Below are 22032 nucleotides of genomic sequence, written 5' to 3'. Positions count from 1 at the left end.
AATGACCAATGACCAATGACCAATGATGATTTCTATTTAAACAATAATTTCACTACCAGTGTACTATTGTAGACAATTCCGACAGAGGCTTTTGGTAAGTGATGCAAATTGCTATATCTAAAGCCATCCTACTTAGTGCTAAAAAAGTCATCACGAAATGTATTTAAATTTACACAATTTTCTTTCCCGATGTAGCAGATATTTTCAGAATAATCTTATGAGCAGATTAAAAATAATTTTCGGGGGGTAATCTGGCTCAGGGGGCAAAACAAAAGTCAAAATTTACTCATTCAGCAGGGATGAATATTTTAGATGGGATAGTTAGGATCTGTAAAAATCAAAATCCTGGTATGATACGCGTGTCTTATGTGATTCTGGTGTGGTGTGGTGTAAGAGGTAAATAAAATGAGTAATTCTATAGATTTTAGTGGTAGACCATTTCATTTCATCGGAATTGGTGGGATTGGAATGTCTGCTTTGGCTTATGTTCTAACCAAACGTCAATTACCAGTATCTGGTTCAGACTTGCGTCCTAACCATATTACGCACAAGTTAGAATCTCTAGGCGCTCACATTTTTAGTAAGCAAGAAGCAAACAATCTGGAGTTCTTTGTCCCTGAAGCATCGGCTGATGATTTATTGTTAACTTCACCAGAAAAGTTGTCTGCGGCAAAAACGACCTGGCCTCAAGTGATTTGTTCCACAGCTATTAATGCTAATAATTTGGAATATAAAGCGGCGCTGGCATTGGGTTGCCCAATTTGGCATCGTTCTGATGTTCTTGCGGCTTTGATTGCTGATTATTACAGTATTGCTGTGGCCGGAACCCATGGGAAAACTACTACTAGTAGTCTGATTGGTTATATGCTTTTGCAAGCTGGACTTGATCCGACGATTTTGGTCGGTGGTGAAGTTAAGGCTTGGGAAGGTAATGCCAGAATGGGGTCTAGCCGTTATTTAGTAGCGGAAGCAGATGAGTCTGATGGTTCTTTGGTGAAGCACGCTCCAGAGATTGGTATTATTACTAATATTGAATTAGATCATCCTGACCACTACGAAAGTTTAGAAGAGGTAGTTAATACCTTCCAAACCTTTGCTCAAGGTTGCAAAACTTTGGTAGGTAGTATTGATTGCGAAACAGTGCGCGAGCGCCTGAAACCAACCATTAGCTATAGTCTTTACCCTGATAAAGGTGCTGACTACACCGTTACTAATATAGATTATCGGGCTGATGGGACAACAGCTTTAGTATGGGAAAAAGGTCAAGCCTTGGGGGTACTAAATTTACAGCTATTAAGTCATCATAACCTCAGCAATTCTTTAGCAGCAGTAGCTGTGGGTAGAGTTTTGGGATTAGAATTTGGAGAAATTGCCAAAGGGATTACTAGCTTTGAAGGTGCAAGACGACGGTTCGAGTTTCGAGGTGAAGCTGCTGGGGTGACTTTTATTGATGACTATGCCCATCATCCTAGTGAAATTCGTGTTACTCTAGCCGCAGCTCGTCTTCAAACTAGACCTGGACAAAGGGTAGTTGCTATCTTCCAACCCCATCGTTATACTCGGACATTAACGTTTTTAAAAGAGTTCGCTGAGTCTTTTACCCATGCTGATTTAGTTGTGCTAACTGATATTTATAGTGCGGGTGAGCCTGATTTAGGACAAGTTAGTGGACAGGATTTAGCCACTGCAATTAGTAAATACAACCCTGAAGTGGTTTATCAGCACACTTTACCTTTAGTGAGTGAATTTTTACTGCAAACCCTCCGTCCGGGAGATTTGGCATTATTTTTAGGTGCGGGTAATTTGAATCAGGCTATTCCTGAACTTATTACCACTATGAGTGAACCGGCAATTGCCACATCTTAGGATCAGAACTGCACTCTGGCAGGGTTTGATTAGTTAACTCCAGTACCGGATTTTTCTGGTAAATAAAGAACATAAGTCAAAAATTACCAATTTAAGTAAAGATGATAACTTCCCAGGGATTTAGCAAAATCTGCAAATTTTCTGATTTGACTCCACAACTACAAACTAAAGATGATGTGGATAATAGCAAATTAATTTACTTACCAGGAACTGATTGTCCGCTCAAAACCCATACTTCCTTGTCGGCATTTACTTCTTATCGGGTGGGAGGAGAGGCTGAATGCTACGTTTCTCCCCGCGATTTAGGAGCGTTGCAAGCAAGTATTGAGTACGCCAAAGAGAATGATTTAGCAGTCACAATACTAGGTGCTGGTTCTAACTTGTTGGTGAGCGATCGCGGTATCCCCGGTTTAGTCATCGCTACTCGTCATCTCCGGTCTAAAAACTTTGATCCAGCTACAGGTCAATTAACTGTATCCGCGGGAGAACCTATCCCTAGTTTAGCATGGGACGCAGCGGCTTTGGGATGGGAAGGATTGGAATGGGCTGTGGGTATTCCTGGAACTTTGGGCGGTGCGGTGGTGATGAATGCTGGAGCGCATGATAGCTGTATCGCAGATATGTTAGTTAGCGCTCAAGTTCTTTCTCCAGATGGAACTTTGGTAACTCTCACCCCAGAAGAATTAGGCTACAGATACCGAAGTTCACTACTACAAGGTGGTAAGCGGGTTGTGACTCAAGCCACCTTCCAACTGCAACCAGGAGCAGATCCGGTGCAAGTGACAGCTAGAACTAAGGAACATAAAAAACACCGCCTCAGCACCCAACCTTACAGCTATCCTAGTTGTGGCAGTGTGTTTAGAAATCCTAAACCTTATACTGCTGGTTGGTTAATTGAACAAACCGGACTCAAAGGTTATCAATTAGGGGGAGCGCAAGTTGCCCAACTCCATGCTAATTTTATTGTCAACCGGGGAGGAGCTAAAGCCAGTGATATTTTCTGCCTCATTCGTCATATTCAACATGAGGTACAAGAACGCTGGTCAATTTGGCTAGAACCAGAAGTGAAAATGTTGGGTGAGTTTCAAGCGGTTGCTTAAAGGCAAGAGGCAGGGATTTTCTCTATTCCCAATTACCAATTACCAATTACCCATCACCAATTACTCATCGCATCTATAATTGAATTTGATTTGTAAGTAATCGTACGGCGGATAACCAGTTATGGCAGAAAAAGGACAGGGATTTGGCTTTGGCTTAGGCAAAATGAAAGAATTAGCGGAAGCGTTTAAAAAAGCCCAACAGGTTCAAGAAGGTGCAAAGCGTCTTCAAGAAGAATTGGAGAAAATGGAGATTCTAGGAGAATCTGGTGGTGGACTTGTTAAAGTTATTGTCAGTGGTAACCAAGAACCCAAACGGGTGGAAATTGCTCCATCTGCTTTAGAAGAAGGTGCAGAAGTGCTTTCTGATTTGGTAGCTGCGGCCATGAAAGATGCCTATCAAAAGTCTACCGAAACCATGCGGGAACGGATGGAAGATCTAACCAGTGGACTGGAATTACCTGGAATGTAGTCATTAGTTAATAGTCAGTGGTCAGTAGTATAAAACAACTGGCGACTGACACAAAAATTAAATCAAAATACTATGCCTCCTATTATGGGGGAGTTGAGGGCTTTAATCAAGTTATTGATTTACTGATGGATGCTTGTGAAGGTTTGCTGAAACATATTACCCAGAAGTAATCAGGTATAAGGTTTGATTATTCCCTCTGCTTTTTGCAGGGGGTTTAATTTTGGTTGAAATATGATTTTTTTCACGCAGAGACACAGAGTGGCAGAGAAGAGCGCAAGAGTAAATTAGAGTTGTTTTGACAATTTTGATTTAATCATATTACAAAATTGTATGAAGGTTTGGAAGGTAGGTAAATGTTCAGTTTCATTTTGAACCCTGGCTATTAATTGTTCTAAATATTCTTCTTTTATGACTTCATTTGTAATTTTATAATGTTTAAGATTGTTGATCTTAAACAATTCTCTTAAATAATCCTTATGAAATTGAGCATGAGTATTAAAATGTAGTTTACCCATAATTTCTGGACAATTAAGTGAAACATCATAATAATTTGTGTAATCTAACAATGGACTAATTTCTGGTTGTAAAGGGTAAATTCCTTTATTTCCTAAGCACCAAGTGTCAAAGCAGCGATTTTGAATAATGATATGAAATTGGATATTTACTAAATCAATATTGTTAGACTTTAAACATTTATAAATTTCTTGTTCTTTATAATCAATAGTCACTTCTTCTGCATCTAAACAAATGACAAGATAATTATATTTACTATACTCTTGAATATTTGCAATAGCATCAGGTAGATGTCTATCAATGATTCCCGGTTGACCTTTTGCATTAAAAAGATAATAGTTATTATGATCAACTTGATGGGGTAGTCCAATTCGTGTTAATTCTGGTAGAAGATACTTAAGCCAAGCTTTATAAACTTTTTCTTCAGTATCTCCCTCCACAAGAAAATAGATATTCATTATGCTGATATTCCTTCATTATATTCATCGAGATTAATCAATTGCATAAATGCTTCATGTCTGGATTTACCTAATCCAAAATCTTTTGCATCTTTAGCAGTTACTACACCACCCTTGCGAGTAACTATTTTCCAGTGTTCCATTCCTACTTTATTGATTATATAAGGATGATGACTGGTGATTATAAATTGTAAATTTCTGCTTTCAGCTAGTAAATCACTTAAAACATTAATGCAATTAACTCCTAAACTATTCTCAAACTCATCAATTAAAATTACCGTACCTTCAGTAGATAAATAAATTGCACTGATAAGCATCAAAATTTTAAACATTCCTGAAGAAATTCGATGTTGATTAATCCAAGTATTTACACCTTTCTCCTTGATTTTCACAAAAGGATATTCTGTTAAAATCAGATGTAGATCTTCATTTTCATCTGGTCTTAACTTTATATCTTCTACTTGGTTAAAAATTTCTATAAAATTCTCTTTTATCAAATTAAATTCATTCGGAAAATGATCATATACTAATGCTAGTTTAATTTGAACTGGTAAGTTACTTCCTTTGAGATCACATAAAGTTAAAGATGAATACTTTTGAGTTAATGAAGCATATTTAATCGTCGGATAAATTGCATTAACTGAACTAGATTGATCGCTGTAAATTATTTGATTGAAACTATCCTGCACTGGTGCGATATCCGGTTCTTCACTTAATAGTGATACTGCACTTTGAAATCGAGATAATTTTGGTACAAATTTATCTTTAAATTTTATTCCTTTATCATCTCTTTTAATAAGAATTTCTCCATTTACAGATAAAGATTCATAAATAATTTGAAATTCTTGTTCTTCATTTTCTTCGCCATCTAAAATATCTTCCAAAATAAAAGCATCAAAATTATCAAGTTTTTTAGTTTCAAATTCTCCAACCCAATGATATTGTGAATTGTTATTTGCCGTAAAACAAATATCCCATTTTACACCATTTAATGACTTACCTTTGGCTATGCTTCGCATAGTAACTATTGCTTTCAGTATTTGTGTTTTACCTACACCAGAAATACCAACCAACAGCGTTAGTACAGAAAACTGAATTGGCTCAAAACGCCACTCAAATTCACGGTCATAGTAGGTTATTTCATTTATTCTCATATTTTTTATATTTAGTATTTAGCGAATGTTTTGAACAAAAAAAGTGACGCAACTTATTTTAACTTAATCTTTTTGGCTTAAATAAAAATTTATAACCATAAATTGATTAATTATAAATATCTGGTAAATTTTCTTACCCATTACTATAGCTCAACCCTCAATAAACCTTATATCTGCTACAACTAAACAATAACTCTCTCGTAGCTGCTCCTGTAACTGAACTAGTAAAAACTGAAATCGCCTCTAAATATACGCTAAAATACCGAATGTAACTAGCTTTTTAAACTTTTAATTTTTAATTCTTAATTGGTTATGACCATGCACAATGCCGCTGAATTCCAAGACGCTTATGATGTAATTGTCGTCGGTGCAGGTCACGCAGGTTGCGAAGCAGCACTGGCTACTGCCCGCCTCGGTTGTCGGACACTGCTATTGACCCTAAACTTAGATAAAATCGCTTGGCAACCTTGTAACCCCGCTGTGGGTGGACCTGCCAAGTCCCAATTAACCCATGAAATAGATGCTTTAGGGGGGGAAATTGGCAAAGTAGCAGACCGGACATACTTACAAAAACGCATCCTCAACTCTTCACGAGGTCCTGCGGTTTGGGCATTACGAGCGCAAACTGATAAAAGAGAATATGCAGCGATAATGAAGGGAATTGTCGAAAATCAAGAGAATTTGACAATTCGAGAAGCCATGGTGACAGATTTAATTTTAAATGATAGTAATGAAGTTATTGGCTTAGAAACTTATTTTGGCGTATCTTTCCACTGTAAAGCGGTAATTCTCACCACCGGCACATTTTTAGGTGGCAAAATTTGGGTGGGAAATAAATCCATGGCCGCAGGACGCGCGGGAGAGTTCGCAGCAGAAGGATTAACACAAACTCTCAACCGGTTAGGATTTGAAACTGGGAGACTGAAAACTGGCACACCGGCACGGGTTGATAAGCGTTCCGTTGATTACAGTCAAATGGAAATTCAACCGGGTGACGAAGCTGTGCGGTGGTTTAGTTTTGACCCCCAAGTGTGGGTAGAACGGGAACAAATGCCTTGTCACATGACCCGCACCACTAAAGAAACTCATCGTTTAATTCAAGAAAATTTACATCTGTCCCCTGTGTATGGTGGTTGGGTAGAAGCAAAAGGACCCCGCTATTGTCCGAGTATTGAAGATAAAATTGTCCGCTTTGCTGATAAGGAAAGTCACCAAATCTTTATTGAACCGGAAGGAAGGGATATTCCTGAATTGTATATCCAAGGGTTTTCCACTGGTTTACCTGAAACTTTACAAATTTTAATGTTGCGGAGTTTGACAGGTTTGGAAAACTGTGTAATGTTACGTCCTGCTTATGCAGTAGAGTATGACTATTTACCCGCAACTCAGTGTTTTCCCACGTTAATGACTAAGAAAGTCCCCGGATTATTTTGTGCAGGACAGGTAAACGGGACTACAGGTTATGAAGAAGCCGCCGCTCAAGGGATAGTAGCGGGAATCAATGCAGCGCGGTTTGTGCGGGGTGAAGAAATGATTATTTTTCCTCGTGAGCAAAGTTATATTGGCACTCTAATTGATGACCTGTGTACGAAGGATTTACGCGAACCTTATCGAATGCTTACCAGTCGCTCAGAGTATCGGTTATTACTGCGTTCTGACAATGCTGATCTGCGTATGACACCTCTGGGACGGGAAATAGGTTTAATTGATGACCGGCGCTGGGACTTGTATACTCAAAAACAAGCACAAATTACTGCGGAGAAAGAACGCCTACATTGTACTAGAATAAAGGAGAATGAGCCGGTGGGGCAAGCGATCGCTAATGATACCCAACAAGCAATTAAAGGTTCTATTACTCTTGCTGATTTACTGCGTCGTTCAGGTATCCATTACATTGATTTAGAACGTCACGAACTCCATAACCCCAACCTCAAACAAGCGGAAAAAGAAGGAGCAGAAATTGATATTAAGTACGCGGGTTATTTAGCAAGACAGCAACACCAAATTGACCAAGTTGCCCGTCAAGCAAATCGCCAGCTACCTGGTGATTTAAACTACTCAACCATTGAAACTCTCTCTAAAGAATCTAGAGAAAAGCTGAACAAAGTTAAACCCCTCACCATTGGACAAGCTGCGAGAATTGGGGGAGTTAACCCAGCCGATATCAACGCCCTGCTGATATACTTAGAAATAGCTAAAAACAAGGTTGCTCCAGCGATTTCCCAATAAGTAATAGATAAGTAGGTTAGCATTGAAAATCGTCGTTATTGCAAGAGGCTTGAGGCAAGAGGCTTGAGGCTTGAGGCAAGAGGCTTGAGGCTTGAGGCTTGAGGCTTGAGGCAAGAGTGAAGAGGGTTTGGGCGATTTTACTTTTCGTTGTTGGTTATTTACTGACTCCTTTTTCCCAACTCTGGCCATAAACTTTTCTAACTAAATATCACCAAAATTTTCCAGAACAGATGAAAATTCAGGTAAAAAAGCTAGTTGATTTCCACAGCAGTAGCGGCGTTGTTTTTTATTATTTTTAGCTACAACCGAAAAAGCCTATGTTACCCAAATCTAGCACTGATTTACTTGTTTCAGAAGCATCCGATAGCACCAGCATGGCGTTAGCCATAGATTTTGTCACCAGCGAGCCTTGGACGATAGAAACCTATGCTGAAAGTTTAATGGATGAACTTTTTAATGATATTGACAATATTTTAGATGGTCGAAGTAAGCGGAATCATCATATAGACAGAAGAGAATCTATACCTGTCCAACCCATGTCATTTAAAATGCCTGATGTGGTTTTGCCATCAACAGTTAATATGCCATTACAGTCCGCTTCACCTATTAAAAATATCCAAACTACAACACTGGTAGTTAATCCTCCATCTATCGGGGGAATTACTACCAAAAGTGAACCACAAATTAGTAGTTTAAGTAAAGTAATATTCATGGGATTAAGCTTAACTTTAGGGACGCTAGGGATGGTTTACTTAACTGAGTCTGGTTTATTAACTACAATAAATACTCAATTAACTTCCCAAAGTTGGCCAAATCCTCAAATATCATCACCTGTTTCTGTGACAACAGATCCTCAATTAGATTTAGTAAATTATATGTTGGCAGCCTTGACTTTAATAGAACAGCAGGGAACAACTAATGATAAAATAACTATTAAACCAGGATTTCCTGCTGGTAATATTAATCAAACAACTGCCGCACCTTTATTAAATACCCAACCTACTGCAACTTTGCCTTTACCTGTAGCAGCGAATAATGTACTACCTGCTACTAATCAGCCAAGTTACCCTAATGTGATTGAGCGTATATATATTCCAGTTTATCAGTCACCAGTGACCCAATATCAACTACCAACTGTTCCCCCAGTACCAACACCACCCAAATTACCTTCATCTTCTTCTTTAGCAGTTCAGAATTTTCCTATTAATGATAAACAACCAGCGACTCAACCCATAGCAGAAACAACGCAGGTTAAGCCCAACCCAGTCGCAGTCAATGCTCTACCAGCAAAAGAGCCTACTAACATAGTAGAACAGGTTTCTGTGCCTAGCTATTCCGCACAATTAGATGGATTATTGGAGTTAGGGAATAAATCCGTGGCTTTGTTTAAAGTGGATGGTATCAGTCACCGGATTAGTTTAGGTGAAAATATTGGTAATACAGGTTGGATATTAGTAGAAGTCAGTAACGGTGAAGCTATTATTCGTCGTAATGGTGAGGTACGATCTATTTATACAGGACAAAAGCTTTAATTCTACTCTTGACTGAAAATCAGGTAGAATTTCCTAAGTTGAGTTACAATTAAAGATGTTCACACAAAAAAGCTGGAAGGATTTTAAGGTATTTGCAGGTGTATTTTGTGCTGTTGCTCTGACACCGTTTTTTGTAGTTAACACCTCTGCACAAGCCGCAGATACCGTTGTAATTCGCTATGGACCTTTGGAGGAATCTGTATCCTTAGAAGAGTTAAAAAAGTCTACAGAAACTGGCAAATTACCAGCTAGTTTGGGAACTTATACCAAGAGAATGACTGAAGAACAACGGCGCTTTTTGGTGGAGGGACTAAAAATCCGAATTCCCATAAATGTTATTACTTTAGATAGATTAATCAATACCCAAATTGGGACTACAATCCTCAGTGATGTCTCTACAGCTATTAGCCGTGGGGATCAAGCTGGATTACAAGCGATGAAAGGCGGATTGGTTTTAGGTGCTAATTCTCCACAGGGTTTATCTATACTGAGTTTTATAGCCGCATATCCCAGTCAACGTCTAGAAATTAATTTACCTCAAGCTATAACTGTAGCGAGGAGTTTGAATGGTGCATTTATCCGCACTCAGCGGTTTATGTTTGGTCTTTCTCCCCAGGTTAACCCCAAAGATATCAAAGATATCAAAGTTGCTTCTTTAGACCCGACTCAAGGAGGAAGCGCGCAGGTACAGACACTCAAGTTAAGTTTTAACGACCAAAAGCGTCAACGACAAATTCCCCTAGATGTTTATTTTTCTAGTGCTGCAAGTACAAATAAACCTGTAATTGTCTTTTCTCATGGTCGGGGTTCAGTGAGGACTGACTTACGCTACTTAGCTGAACATTTAGCTTCTCATGGTTATGTCGTTGCAGCTTTAGAACATCCTGGTAGTAATGAAACTAGTTTTAAAGCAGTCAAAAAAAATAAAAACCAACTGGTTGCACCCCAAGAATTTTTAGACCGTCCGCGTGATATCAGTTTTATTTTAGATGAATTGGAAAAACTTAACCAAACTGCGAATAGTCCCTTACAAGGAAAACTAGCAACTAATAATGTGATGGTTGTAGGTTATTCTTTTGGTGGAGGAACGGCTTTAGCATTAGCGGGAGGTGAGTTACAAATCGAAAACCTGAAACAAAGCTGTCAGCGGAAATTAGGTAAAACTAACTTGAGTGAAAGTCTTCAGTGTGCGGCGCAAGCATTACCAGAAAAGACTTATCAATTGAGAGATGCTAGAATTAAACAAGCGATCGCTCTTAATCCTACCACTTCTTTAATGTTTGGAGAAACTGGGTTAACAAAAGTACAAATTCCCACATTAATCCTCTCCAGTTCCGCAGATAAAATCACCCCACCATTAACTGAACAAGTTATCGGTTTTGCGAAAATCCCCTCTCCAAAATGGTTAGTAGCTGTGGTTGGTGGTTCTCATTTAAGTGTTGTAGATCCTAACCTCACGCCATATCAACAAGGAAAACTACCTATCTTGAATAAAGAAGTAACTGGAGAACAGGCTAAAGACGTGCGGAAGTTCCTCAAAGGTGTTACCCTAGCAATGGCGGCACAGTTAACGCCTGAAGCTAGTCAATATGCTCCTTTTCTAACTTCTGACTATGCTCAAATTTCCTCAACTCGTCTATTTCCCTTGCGGATAGTGCGAGAACTTTCTCCTGAGATGATACAAGAAGCACAAGGTCCAGGTATGACAGCCAATAAATAATAGGTTAAAGGACGAGCAAATAAATAAAAAGGCTTGGAGGGTAAACCAAGCCCAACTTCACTCAGGGTAAAATATATAATCCATTCTACAGATTATTAATATGTTAATAATCCTTCTCAAGAGAGAAATTTGAAAATCTTATATTTAGTAAAGTAGTAAAGTAGGTTGGGTTGACACAAGGAAACCCAACATTTGCCATTGTCTGATAGCGAAGCGTGGCTGGCGTTAGCCATATCAGGATTAACAGGATTTAAGGATTAACAGGATTATTTATTGATAAGAGTGTTCATTTTAAGTATATAAATTTTCATTTTTAAGATTAAAAATTAATATCTTAAAAATCTTTAACTGTCTGAATCAGGATTTGCAAGATTTAAGTGTTGTCAACCTTAACATACATCAATTTGATTGATATTGGGTTGCGCTTTGCTTAACCCAACCTACGGTACTATGGTACTAGGAAAATGTTTTTGAATTGAGCCAGTCAAGTCTTCGGTTTCCCTACCAAGCTAACTGGCTCGGTTTTATATTTGGATATAGTCACCCACATCACTGGGTTTGAGTTTGGACTCTCTGGTGTACGCTTGATAGAATCCCTCCTATCAACTCTGACTGTAGAGAGTGCTGGCGAGGAAGACCCGAACACAACACGAAAACCGAGATTATTGTCTTGATTACGCGCGTTGTTCCTGTTACGATTCGCCGAACGGCAATTGATAGCATTGTTGTACCAAGAACCGCCCCGTTTAATAACTCAACCCCAAGCTATGTGCCATACATACTAAGAAGTATAAGCAAGGATAGCCACCCTCAATTTACAACATCCGAATATTAATCGGCGATATTGTTTACAAGTCTTTAACAAATGATTTTTGATGATATTAAACCCTTTGTAGAGACGTTCCATGGAACGTCTCTACATTTTTGAAGATGTATATAATAAAAAAAATTCGCTCGCTGGCGCTCGCAAGGGTAAAGAAATAAAGAGAAGAGCGCAAAAGCGCAAGAGGGTAAAGGGCTAAGAAAGTCCTGGCGAGGAAGACCCGAACACAACACGAAAACCGAGAGGATAGGCTAGATAACGCGCGTTGAGCCAGTAACGATTCGCCGAACGGCAATTGAGAGCATAGTTGCACCAAGAACCGCCCCGACATATATAAGCACCGTTATCTTCTTTAACTACCTTTAATTCTCCCCAAGGTTCATTGCCATTACTTTTTAAACGCGCTGGCTTTTCGCTATAACTGTCGTGAAATTCATCCAAACACCATTCCCAGACATTCCCGTGCATTTGATATAAACCCCAGGGGTTAGGGGTGAAACTATCCACATTTACGGTACATTTTCGATATTTGCCCTTGGGGGTATCACCATAAGGATAATTGCCGTTATAGTTAACTTGATCAGTTGTAATAGTCTTACCAAAAGCAAAGGCTGTAGTTGTTCCAGCCCGACAGGCATATTCCCATTCTGCCTCTGTGGGCAATCTGACAGCCCGCTTTGTTTGTTCAGATAGCTTTTCACAAAAAGCCTGGGCTTCGTGCCAGGAAACGCCAATTACAGGCTGCTTATCGCCTTGAAACTTGAAATCATATTGCTCAGATGGCTTAGTTTTCATGACAGCGTACCATTGGGCATTGGTAACAGCATATTTGCCCATTAAAAACTCTTGCAGATACACCTCATGCTGGGGGGTAGACCAATCTAACCATTCTTCAGCCTTTTCACGCTCTACGTTATATTTCAGAGCATTTTCTAGGGCTATTTGGCGTTCTTCTGGGGGCATTCCCATCATAAACTTCCCTGTAGGCACTCGCACCAGTTCTATGGTTAAACCTTGACCTAAATTTACAGTCAACTCCTGGCGTTTTGCTACTGCTATTTTCTGTCCCTGTGCTTCTGAAGAACCTCTCTCCAAACCTCTCTCCTGGGAGGAGAGAGGCTTTGATTTCTCCCCCTTCCCTGGTAGGGAAGGGGGTTGGGGGGTTAGGTTCTGCTTATTTGACAATCTCCCAAAGGCTGCAATGGCTTTCATATCCTGTCCACCTGCGGCCACGTTCACACGCACCCATAACTGAAAAGCTAAATCAAAATTTCCTTCAATTTCTGCTTGCATAGCATCTTCTCTCAGGGTGCTAATATCCCTGTCAGTGGCAGATTTAGGCAATAAAATATAATGCAATTTTGTTGCAGGTTCTATGGCAGCATAGGGAGTCTGAGGATAATTTTTATGCTTTTGGGTCAATTGGGGAACTTGATAGCGCAAATAGTTATACAACCGTTCAACCGTCGCGCAGTTGCTTTCACCTTGAATTTGCAACCCATTGAGTAATACATGAGTAAAAGCACCCTGTTGAATGTCCTCAATTTCGTAGGAAACCTGACTGGGACTACAGGAAAAGAAGGTAATTACACCTTGCTGTTTTTCTTCACCAATTCCTAAACCACCACTTTTTTGACCAGTGCTGCGACAAGCATCAATAAATAAAACTATATTATCTGCACCACTGCGCCGTAAACGTTCTGTGATGTAGGTAATGGGAATTGCTAAATTGGGTACAGTGCGAGGATTTCCATCTATGGGTAATAAATAATCTCGTCCTTCGTGGGGCATCCCATGACCGCTAAAATAGAACCAGAGAGTATCCCCAGATTCTAAAAAAGGCTGTTCAAAGCGATCATTGAAAAAGCTGTTTAGTGTACCGTAGGTTGGTTGAGTTTTCTTTCCCAGGCTGTTGCGCGGTGAATCATCAGAGAAAAAATATAGATACTCTGGTTGTACACCTAAACCAGTTGAAAAATAATCGCGCACCCGTTCTGCATCAGTTTTTGCATACTGGAGGCACTGAATTTCGTCATATTCGTTAACGCCAATGACAACAGCGCAATTCTTAGCCATATTGCGGTCAATTTACAGGTGATTGGGGTGATGAACGCTTAAATTTTAGCTCAATTGCACCCTTACCAGCAGCCTTTACACCCGTACCCAGTAATTTAATTTCACCTTCACTACTAATTTCTACCGTGAGGGTAATTTCATCAAGCTGGAGTTCCCCTTGGGTTTCGACTTGCTTCTGAACATTACTAAACACACCACTGATTACACCCACAAAGTGCGACATTTGCTTCGCTAAGGTGCCGGCTGTAATGCGACTGTTTTTTATTTCTTCATCCGTAACCGCAGGACTACTGTAAGGATTACCATTACCTCTAACAGCTTTCATCCCTTGTTTTGAACCATTATCAGAACTACTTGCGGTGACAATCCACAGTTCTTCATCTTGCCAGTTTTTGTCTGTCATATTACATCCTCACGCCTGCTTGGACAATTATCGCACATAGGATGAGTAAAGTAGGTAGTCGGACAAAATTAAATTCACTCGTTAAGAAAGGGAACAGAGATCAAAACTATAACTTACGAATTGACAAAAAAAAACAGAATATATATTAGTGAAAAATCAGGTTCCTCGTAGGGGTTTAGCAGTGCTAAACCCCTACCATACTTGTCTGTTTACGATCAATGTAATCATCAATGAAAGCCTGAAACAACGTATTTCCTTCAATACATAAAATGATTAATTTGTATAGTGCGTAAGTCCTAAAAACATATAAATTTGATTAATATTAGACTTCCTTGCATCAACCTAACCTACAACGCTACTCATCCTCTCTGCGTCTCTGCGTCTCTGCGTCTCTGCGTGAAATAAATCCATATTTTCATTCACCAAAGCCAAATGCTGGGTTTCCTTGTGTCAACCCAACCTACGGTACTAGATATTTCTGACACAATTGCCGAAAGTCTTCACCCCGCATTTCAAAGTTGGGATATTGGTCAAAACTCGCACAAGCTGGAGATAATAATACTACGGAGGCTTGATATTTTTTGGCTAATTCCGCAGACATGGGTAAAGCATTTGCCATCGTTTCGACTATGTGATAATTGCTATATCCCACCTCTTGCAGCCGTTGGGCAAATGCTGGTGCTGCGTTACCTATGAGTAATACTGCGGCGGCTTTAGCTTGAATTTGGGCTAACCAGGCGCTATCATCTCCGGCTTTGGCTTCACCACCAGCAATTAAAATGGCAGGACTTTGCACAGATGCTAAACCGACTTCGGCTGCGTCGTAATTGGTGGCTTTGCTATCATTAATAAAATCAATTCCTTGCCAATTGCAGATATGTTCTAAGCGGTGGGGAACTCCAGGGAATTCACGGACAGCCTGGGAAATTGCGGTAATATCTATACCTGCTAATCTAGCAGCGGCGACAGACATGAGGAGATTTTGCTGGTTATGTTCCCCTACCATTCGCAATGCAGATACCTCTACAATGGCTTGGGGTGTGGCGGTAATTTTTTCCATTACCCAGCCATTCTCGATATAAAAGCCTTTTTCACCTATTAGGAATTTTTCACCTTTAACACTTGTCCAATAGGCGTTTGGCCAATGATTTAATCCTAATTTGCTCAAATAAACATCATCACCATTAAATATTTGGATTTGGGAATTATGTAATAATTTGGCTTTGATATTATAGTAATTTTCTAATGTTTTGTGTCGGGCTAAATGATCTGGTGTGAAAGTTGTCCAAATGCCAATGCGAGGTGCTAAAGTTACAGAAGATTCGATTTGATAACTGCTAAGTTCGCCAATTATCCAATCGGGTTTTTTCGTAGATAAAGCAACTTCACAAGCAGCATGACCAATGTTACCACAGGCGGGAGCGTTTAATCCTGCGGTTTGGAAAATGGCCGCAGTTAAAGCGGTGGTGGTAGTTTTACCATTTGTACCAGTGATTGCTACCCAAGGAATATCTTGTAAATGTCGCCAAGCCAGTTCCATTTCCCCAATAGTTTCTATACCTAGTTCTCGCGGTTTGGCTAAAATAGGAATATCCCAAGGAACTCCGGGACTGACAACTATTAACTTGGATATATCAGAATCGGTGAATTCTGGTGTGTTTCCTAATTTGACGGTAATGTGTTCACTGGCGAGTTTTTGTTGTTGTTCGAGGAGGGTTGGGGAGGTGCTACTATCGCAAAGTTCAACCTCCCAGCCTTCCTGTTTCAACAATCTTGCCGCAGCAACACCGGATTTTCCGAATCCAATAATTAGCGCTTCTGGCATAGACTATGTAGCATCCCTGGTTAAGCTTCCCTATTGTAGTGTTAATTGGCAGAAATTACACAACTTTTTGTTGCTTTAGGCTACAAATTTTTGACTATTGCGCCAAAGTCCGCCAATACACGGGCGTGATTTCGCAGTAATCCCAGTAAATTTAAGCGATTTTGCTTAATATCGGGATTTGCGTCCATAACTAAAACGCTGTCTTCACCATCAAAAAATGTACCCACGGTAGGAGCGATTTTTGCTAGTGCGGTTACTAACAGTTGATAATCCCGATTTTGTTGTGCTGCTTGGGTTTGGGGAACTAGTTCCAGCAAAGCGTTATAAAATGCAGATTCGGATTTTTTCTGGAACAGTTCGGGGTTTATTAAAGATTGTGGTTCTAGGGTTTGAAAATCTAAATTTCCCTGTGCTGCTAACCGGGTGGAACGGTTGACAGTTTCGTAGATTTTATCTAATGTACCATCTTTGCGGATTTTTTGTAAATAGAGAGCGCGATCGCGGACATCTAATAAATCCGTTAATGCCCGTTCTGTGTATTCAGGATCATTTTCTCCCAAAACTGCATTTACTAAATCGTAATCTATCTGTTTTTCGTCTTGTAATAAGGTGCGAATCCGTTGCAGGAAAAATTCTTGCAAGGTTTTAATTAAGGATTTGGCATCTTTATTAAAAGTTGTAGCAAAATCTGTGGCGATTTGTTCTAAAAGGGTTGATAAATTAATTTGCAAATTCGCCAACCAGGTAATATTAACAATCGCATTTGCCGCGCGACGTAATGCAAAAGGATCTGATGAACCTGTGGGAATTAAACCCAAACCAAAGATACTAACTAATGTATCTAATCTATCAGCTAAACCGACAATTTGACCTGTGAGAGTTTGGGGGAAAATATCATCAGCATTTCTGGGTAAATAATGCTCAAAAATCGCTTTTGCAACTTCTGGATTTTCACCATTTGCTAAAGCGTATTTTTCGCCCATAATTCCCTGTAATTCAGGAAACTCATAAACCATTTGCGTGACTAAATCGGCTTTACAAAGTAATGCAGCCCTTTGGATATTCTGGGTTTGGTTTGGATTTAGTTGTAATTGAGTAGTAATTTTTTCGGCATTTTTAACAACCCTTTCAACTTTGGCACGAACTGAACCTAAATCTTCTTGAAATGTGACTTTTTCTAATTGGGGTAAATAGCTTTCTAAAGGTTTAGATAAATCAGCTTCATAGAAAAATCTGCCGTCTGCTAACCGCGCTCGAATTACTCTAGCATTACCGACAGCAATAATATCAGATTTGGCAGGATCTCCGTTACTAATAGTGATAAAATTGGGCAATAATTCCTGACATTCTGCATTTTTGAAAACGGGAAAATACCGCTGGTGACTTACCATAACTTCGGTAATTACTTCTTTTGGTAATTTGAGAAATTCCTCTTCAAATTTACCAATAACTGCGGTGGGATATTCCACTAAATTGACAACTTCTGCTAATAATTCCGGGTAAATTGGGGTGTATCCGCCTAATTTTTCGGCGGCGGCTTTAACTTGATTTGTGATGATTTCGGCTCGGTTTTCTGGAGGTACATTCACATAACCAGAAGCCAAAGTTTTTACATATTCTGTAGCGTGGGAAATGCTGACGGGTTCGGGGTGTAATACTCTATGGGTGCGAGAAAGGCGATTACTCTTGACAACTTTTGCCCCATTTTCTAATTCTAATGGTAAAATTTCCCCATCTAATAATGTGACTAAAGTGCGAATTGGCCGGGAAAATCTCCCGTCACCATGTCCCCAGCGCATTAACCGCTTACCTTCTAAGTTCCAGACCCATTGGGGGACAAGTTCGGTTAAAATGTCGGCTATGGGACGACCGGGAATTTGTTTGTTCACAAAGACGAAATCGCCTTTTTCTGTGGGACGAATTTCTAAAGCGGAAATATCTACACCTTGCTTACTCGCAAAACCAATGGCGGCTTTAGTGGGTTGTCCATCTTTAAAAGCTGCTTGTGCGGGTGGTCCTTTGATTTCTTCTTCCCTATCTGCTTGTTGGGAAGGTAAACCGGTAATGAGAACTGCTAACCGTCGCGGTGTTCCATAGACTTCGACAACAGCTTCGGGGAGATTGTGGGTTTTGAGACTTTCGGGAATGCGCGATCGCCATTGTACAATAGCGTCACTCAAAAAACCTGCGGGTAATTCTTCTGTACCGACCTCTAATAAAAATGCTGGCATAAGATACTGTTTTTAACTTGGCGTGGCTTAATATTAGTCAATTCCAGTATTGTACGCCAGTTCTGACTCTTGGGAGTAACTCCATTCATAATTGTAAGGTTTATCTTTATAAAACACTATTCATGGCAATAAATACCCCAATTGAGAAAGTGTAATCAACTATCTTTATTGTCTGAATCAGGATGTCCAGGATTAGAGGATTTACAGGATGGTAATTTGTAAGTTGTTGGTGGGATACTGAAATTGTAATTGTCTGAATCAGGATATCCAGGATTTGAGGATTTTCAGGATGTGATTGTTTATTTGAAGTGGCGATTTTGAGGATTTTTTCGTCTGAATCAGATATTTTCATTATGTTGGGTTGCGTTCCTTAATCTAAGCTCCTACTGAACCGAATTGACAATATCAGCGATAGCACTTAAAATTTTATATAATAATTAGCTGACTGCTGAAAGCTATTAATTAACTATAAGCCTCTATCGGTAAACAAGAACAAACAAAATTCCTATCCCCAAAAGCCGCGTCAATTCTCCCCACACTTGGACATAACTTATATTCCTTATTCCAAAGTGCAGGATAAGCAAAGTCTACTTCCCCATGAACGATTAGAATTAGTAAAGGAAAATACACGGGATAAAAAACGAATTTCGGTTTTTAATTAATCAGAGTGCGTTGAAACGCAATTTAGCGATAAGACCGTAAGTTTATTAGACATCTGGTGAAAATTAAATATGCGTGACTTACAACCCTTGTAGAGACGTTCCATGGAACGTCTCTACATTCTTTTCTGGAGAAATTTATTTCGTGGTTGGGGTAGAAGCCAATAGATAAGGCATTTCTAGCTTCAGTTGACACCTCCTGATTCCTTCCTTGTGCTTCCGACTCCCGACTCCGCCTTTTTTATTTTTATCACTTGTGTTATTACAGATAAAAATAAATAACGCTGTATAATTAACCCATCTTCTCAATCAAAACGATATTTTGAGTATTGGCGTTGGCGAGTAGTTCATTTATATTAGCTAAATCAGGGATATATGTGGCAACAACAAAAAAAAGATCGTGTAATTCTCAAACTGGCCTTATTAATGGCTATAACTACCAGTCCAGTGGGAGCAAATCTCTTGATTTCCCTACCCGTCCGCGCGGAATCTGAGAGTAATACTCCGGCTTTTGCTTTACCGAAAAAAGTAGAAAATGGTACTGTCATTAAAATTGACGGTTCTCTTAACTCTATCATTGTCAACCAAAGCCTCAAAGAAAACTTTGAAAAACAGTTTTCAGGAACTCAGGTAGAAATTGACGTAAATGGCAATGAATATGCTATAAAATCGGTTTTAGATGGTAAAGTTGACCTAGCATCCCTTGGTCGTAGACTCACCCCAGAAGAAAAAGCACAAGGGTTAAAACAGGTGTTGGTGCGTCGAGAAAAAATTGCCATCATTGTTGGTATGAATAATCTCTTTTCTGACAGTTTAACTATTGAGCAATTTGCCAAGATTTTTCGAGGAGAAATTGCAGATTGGTCAGAAATAGGAAAAGGTAAAGGTAAGATTAGATTTATAGATCGTCCCTTAAATAGTGATACTCGCAGTTCTTTTGGTGAATATTCAACATTTAAGTCTGGACAATTACTAACAGGTGCTAATGCTGTGCAAATGGTGGAAGATAACACAACTGACATCATTAGAGAATTAGGTAATGATGGCATTAGCTATGTTTTAGCAAATCAAATTTCCAATCTGCCAGATGTGCGAGTATTAGAAGTACAAAACTACTTACCAAATAATTCTAAATATCCCTTTTCTCAGTCTTTTGTTTACGTTTATAAAGAAAATCCCAGTCCTAAAATTAGAGATTTTCTAGGCTTTATTTTAGCTAAACCAGGAGAAGATTCAATAAAAGCTGCTAGAGAAACAGAAGCAATTGCTATTGCAGCCAGAACATTACAAACTATTTCTAGACCTATGGCTACCACAGCCACTCCTACAGTTTCTCAAACTCCATCTTTAACAGCAATTCCCGAAACATTAGTTACACCCCCATCTATAAAAAATAAAGGGGAAACAGGGTTGATAAATCCTCTTGATAATCCTTCAATGATTACCAAGAATATGAAGTTTTTCTTACTACTACCTTTATTTTTTATTGCGGGATTAAGTATTTTTTTACCATTGTGGTTGAGAAGAAAAAATCGAGTTGCTTCCAGCGGCGCTTCGCTATCCTCAAATCCGGAAACCGATTCCCTTCCAGAAACAGTTTTTACTCTGTCAGATTCAGAAGCATTCGCATCAATTCTCGCTAACAATGGTAATGGCAATGGTAATGGTAATGGTGCAAATCACTACAAACAAGAAAACTCCGAGGAAATAACAGCAATTGGCAATATAGCTGTCATAGATATACCGCAGACAAGTTCTCCTCACAATCAAATAAACAAAATTTCTGAAATTGATCTGAATATAGATTATGATGAAGTAGTTTGGGATACGGAAGACCCTGTAGTTGTTGTTAATAATCACTTTCCCCAAATCCCGAATATTCACCACCAACCAAATGATGCAGATATCTCCACAGATGAAGTCAGCAATTTTCTATTAGAAGTACTAGAACTACCTGTAACTAGATCTAATCAAAATATTACATCCCTATCAGAATTACTTGGTATCACTTCGACACCAGTTAAGCCAGATAGCAGCCTATCAGAACTCCTGAATACAACCCCTAAACCAGTCAACCAACCACCGCAAAATCAAGATTTACCATCAGAGTTAGGAGAGGCTTTAAACGCCATTAACAGTCCAATTGCACTCACACAACTGGAAATAGAAGAAGAGATATATCCTACTCTATTGCATCCCACAGCCACAAATGAAGACATAGCTATCGAGTTAGATGCAGAGATAGAAGCTTGGACTAATATTAATCCCATGACTGTGACTGGAAATACCAGAATTATCTTCACACCTCGCACTCCCAAATGGGCTTACCTGTCTTGGTATATTTCCGATAATCATCAACAAACATTACAGAATCAAGGACTTACCATTTTAGCAATTCGGGTCTATGATGTTACAAACCTTGATCTAAGCTATCAACGTCCTCAATTTGATGCACAATATGAATGTGAAACCGCAACATCTAGTCGTTATGTGCCTATTCCCAGGGGTGAACGGGACTACATGACAGAAATTGGTTATGTGAATAATGATAATCAGTGGTTGTGTTTAGCGCGTTCTGGTACAGTCCGTATTTTCAGTCGTCCGAGTACGGATTTCTGGGTTGTCGTTGATGCAGAATTAGTTCTTCATGGTGCAACAGAAGAAGGTGCAAATGTCACTATTGATGGTCAAAAAGTCAAAGTAAATCCTGATGGTACATTTAAGTTAACGATTCCCTTTGTAGATGACCTACTTAGTTATCATATAACAGCAACTTCTGCCAATAAAGAACATACCAAAGCTATTGATAAGAAGTTTTTCCAGGAATAAAAAGAGAGTTAAAAGGTAGGTTGGGTTCAGGCTTTGCGAAACCCAACAAAACCAATTATTTCTAATGTTCAAATGTTGGATTTTCCATTATTTCTAATGTTCAAATGTTGGGTTTTCCATTATTTCTAAGAGGTTGTTTGAAAAG

At 39.3% G+C, this 22032-nt stretch carries 14 protein-coding genes and 1 pseudogene; 8 read left to right on the top strand and 7 right to left on the bottom strand.

All coding sequences use genetic code 11. The features are described 5' to 3' along the window. The first annotated feature begins 405 nt into the window (after positions 1–405). The 4 genes and pseudogenes from murC to FJR08_RS23540 all read left to right on the top strand — a co-directional run. On the top strand, positions 406–1866 hold the full coding sequence (murC, locus tag FJR08_RS08075; RefSeq protein WP_015080376.1) for a UDP-N-acetylmuramate--L-alanine ligase: 1461 nt from the start codon (positions 406–408) through the stop codon (positions 1864–1866). A gap of 101 nt (positions 1867–1967) precedes the next feature. After that, positions 1968–2966, top strand: a complete 999-nt coding sequence (gene murB / locus FJR08_RS08070) for a UDP-N-acetylmuramate dehydrogenase (protein WP_168632811.1) — start codon at positions 1968–1970, stop codon at positions 2964–2966. A gap of 121 nt (positions 2967–3087) precedes the next feature. Then, entirely contained in the window at positions 3088–3435 is a 348-nt protein-coding gene (locus tag FJR08_RS08065) for a YbaB/EbfC family nucleoid-associated protein (RefSeq protein WP_015080378.1), read from the top strand. An 80-nt stretch (positions 3436–3515) separates the two neighbouring features. Then, positions 3516–3605: pseudogene (locus tag FJR08_RS23540) on the top strand (low molecular weight phosphotyrosine protein phosphatase); the annotation flags it as partial. Between the two features lie 114 nt (positions 3606–3719). On the opposite strand, the gene FJR08_RS08055 reads toward FJR08_RS23540, so the two are convergent. Together FJR08_RS08055 and FJR08_RS08050 are read right to left on the bottom strand one after the other, a co-directional pair. Continuing rightward, complete coding sequence (locus FJR08_RS08055) at positions 3720–4406, bottom strand: hypothetical protein (RefSeq protein WP_168632810.1); 687 nt, start codon at positions 4404–4406, stop codon at positions 3720–3722. Next, a complete protein-coding gene (locus tag FJR08_RS08050; protein WP_168632809.1) occupies positions 4406–5560 on the bottom strand; it encodes an AAA family ATPase in 1155 nt (384 codons plus the stop codon). The genes FJR08_RS08055 and FJR08_RS08050 overlap by 1 nt, the downstream gene beginning before the upstream one ends. Before the next feature lie 312 nt (positions 5561–5872). Here FJR08_RS08050 and mnmG point away from each other — a divergent pair, with 312 nt between their 5' ends. From mnmG to FJR08_RS08035, 3 genes are all read left to right on the top strand, one after another. Beyond that, on the top strand, positions 5873–7789 hold the full coding sequence (gene mnmG / locus FJR08_RS08045; RefSeq protein WP_168632808.1) for a tRNA uridine-5-carboxymethylaminomethyl(34) synthesis enzyme MnmG: 1917 nt from the start codon (positions 5873–5875) through the stop codon (positions 7787–7789). A gap of 317 nt (positions 7790–8106) precedes the next feature. Further along, positions 8107–9321: a hypothetical protein gene (locus FJR08_RS08040; RefSeq protein WP_168632807.1), complete on the top strand. Its 1215-nt coding sequence runs from the start codon at positions 8107–8109 to the stop codon at positions 9319–9321. Between the two features lie 55 nt (positions 9322–9376). Further along, positions 9377–11041 carry an alpha/beta hydrolase gene (locus FJR08_RS08035; RefSeq protein ID WP_168632806.1) on the top strand — a complete coding sequence of 555 codons (1665 nt, stop codon included), beginning with the start codon at positions 9377–9379 and terminating at the stop codon, positions 11039–11041. 1018 nt (positions 11042–12059) lie between these two features. Here the strand turns inward: FJR08_RS08035 and FJR08_RS08030 are convergent. The 5 genes from FJR08_RS08030 to FJR08_RS08010 all read right to left on the bottom strand — a co-directional run bounded on the left by FJR08_RS08030 (position 12060) and on the right by FJR08_RS08010 (position 18751). Next, positions 12060–13940, bottom strand: a complete 1881-nt coding sequence (locus FJR08_RS08030; RefSeq protein WP_168632805.1) for an SUMF1/EgtB/PvdO family nonheme iron enzyme — start codon at positions 13938–13940, stop codon at positions 12060–12062. A gap of 7 nt (positions 13941–13947) precedes the next feature. Next, positions 13948–14343 carry a hypothetical protein gene (locus FJR08_RS08025; RefSeq protein WP_168632804.1) on the bottom strand — a complete coding sequence of 132 codons (396 nt, stop codon included), beginning with the start codon at positions 14341–14343 and terminating at the stop codon, positions 13948–13950. Between the two features lie 460 nt (positions 14344–14803). Next, positions 14804–16168, bottom strand: coding sequence for a UDP-N-acetylmuramoyl-L-alanine--D-glutamate ligase (gene murD / locus FJR08_RS08020; RefSeq protein ID WP_168632803.1), 1365 nt, complete (start codon positions 16166–16168; stop codon positions 14804–14806). Positions 16169–16248: 80 nt separating this feature from the next. Continuing rightward, a complete protein-coding gene (glyS, locus tag FJR08_RS08015; protein WP_168632802.1) occupies positions 16249–18399 on the bottom strand; it encodes a glycine--tRNA ligase subunit beta in 2151 nt (716 codons plus the stop codon). A gap of 106 nt (positions 18400–18505) precedes the next feature. Continuing rightward, positions 18506–18751, bottom strand: a complete 246-nt coding sequence (locus FJR08_RS08010) for a hypothetical protein (RefSeq protein WP_015080389.1) — start codon at positions 18749–18751, stop codon at positions 18506–18508. Positions 18752–19433: 682 nt separating this feature from the next. On the opposite strand from FJR08_RS08010, the gene FJR08_RS08005 reads away from it, so the two are divergent. Further along, the gene (locus tag FJR08_RS08005; RefSeq protein WP_168632801.1) at positions 19434–21887 is read left to right on the top strand and encodes a DUF4912 domain-containing protein; all 2454 of its coding nucleotides are present in this window, start codon (positions 19434–19436) and stop codon (positions 21885–21887) included. Positions 21888–22032: the final 145 nt, after the last annotated feature.

This window comes from Dolichospermum sp. UHCC 0260 (assembly GCF_009711985.1).
GTDB classification, from domain to species: domain Bacteria; phylum Cyanobacteriota; class Cyanobacteriia; order Cyanobacteriales; family Nostocaceae; genus Dolichospermum; species Dolichospermum lemmermannii.
This window is presented reverse-complemented; position numbering and strand designations above follow the sequence as displayed.

Excerpts from the sequence above, each read along its gene's own strand:
- FJR08_RS08005 (WP_168632801.1), top strand. The coding sequence starts at position 19,434 with ATGTGGCAACAACAAAAAAAAGATCGTGTAATTCTCAAACTGGCCTTA.
- mnmG (WP_168632808.1), top strand. The coding sequence starts at position 5,873 with ATGACCATGCACAATGCCGCTGAATTCCAAGACGCTTATGATGTAATT.
- glyS (WP_168632802.1), bottom strand. The coding sequence starts at position 18,399 with ATGCCAGCATTTTTATTAGAGGTCGGTACAGAAGAATTACCCGCAGGT.
- murC (WP_015080376.1), top strand. The coding sequence starts at position 406 with ATGAGTAATTCTATAGATTTTAGTGGTAGACCATTTCATTTCATCGGA.
- FJR08_RS08025 (WP_168632804.1), bottom strand. The coding sequence starts at position 14,343 with ATGACAGACAAAAACTGGCAAGATGAAGAACTGTGGATTGTCACCGCA.
- FJR08_RS08055 (WP_168632810.1), bottom strand. The coding sequence starts at position 4,406 with ATGAATATCTATTTTCTTGTGGAGGGAGATACTGAAGAAAAAGTTTAT.
- FJR08_RS08010 (WP_015080389.1), bottom strand. The coding sequence starts at position 18,751 with ATGAAAATATCTGATTCAGACGAAAAAATCCTCAAAATCGCCACTTCA.
- FJR08_RS08065 (WP_015080378.1), top strand. The coding sequence starts at position 3,088 with ATGGCAGAAAAAGGACAGGGATTTGGCTTTGGCTTAGGCAAAATGAAA.
- FJR08_RS08035 (WP_168632806.1), top strand. The coding sequence starts at position 9,377 with ATGTTCACACAAAAAAGCTGGAAGGATTTTAAGGTATTTGCAGGTGTA.
- murB (WP_168632811.1), top strand. The coding sequence starts at position 1,968 with ATGATAACTTCCCAGGGATTTAGCAAAATCTGCAAATTTTCTGATTTG.
- FJR08_RS08040 (WP_168632807.1), top strand. The coding sequence starts at position 8,107 with ATGTTACCCAAATCTAGCACTGATTTACTTGTTTCAGAAGCATCCGAT.
- murD (WP_168632803.1), bottom strand. The coding sequence starts at position 16,168 with ATGCCAGAAGCGCTAATTATTGGATTCGGAAAATCCGGTGTTGCTGCG.
- FJR08_RS08030 (WP_168632805.1), bottom strand. The coding sequence starts at position 13,940 with ATGGCTAAGAATTGCGCTGTTGTCATTGGCGTTAACGAATATGACGAA.
- FJR08_RS08050 (WP_168632809.1), bottom strand. The coding sequence starts at position 5,560 with ATGAGAATAAATGAAATAACCTACTATGACCGTGAATTTGAGTGGCGT.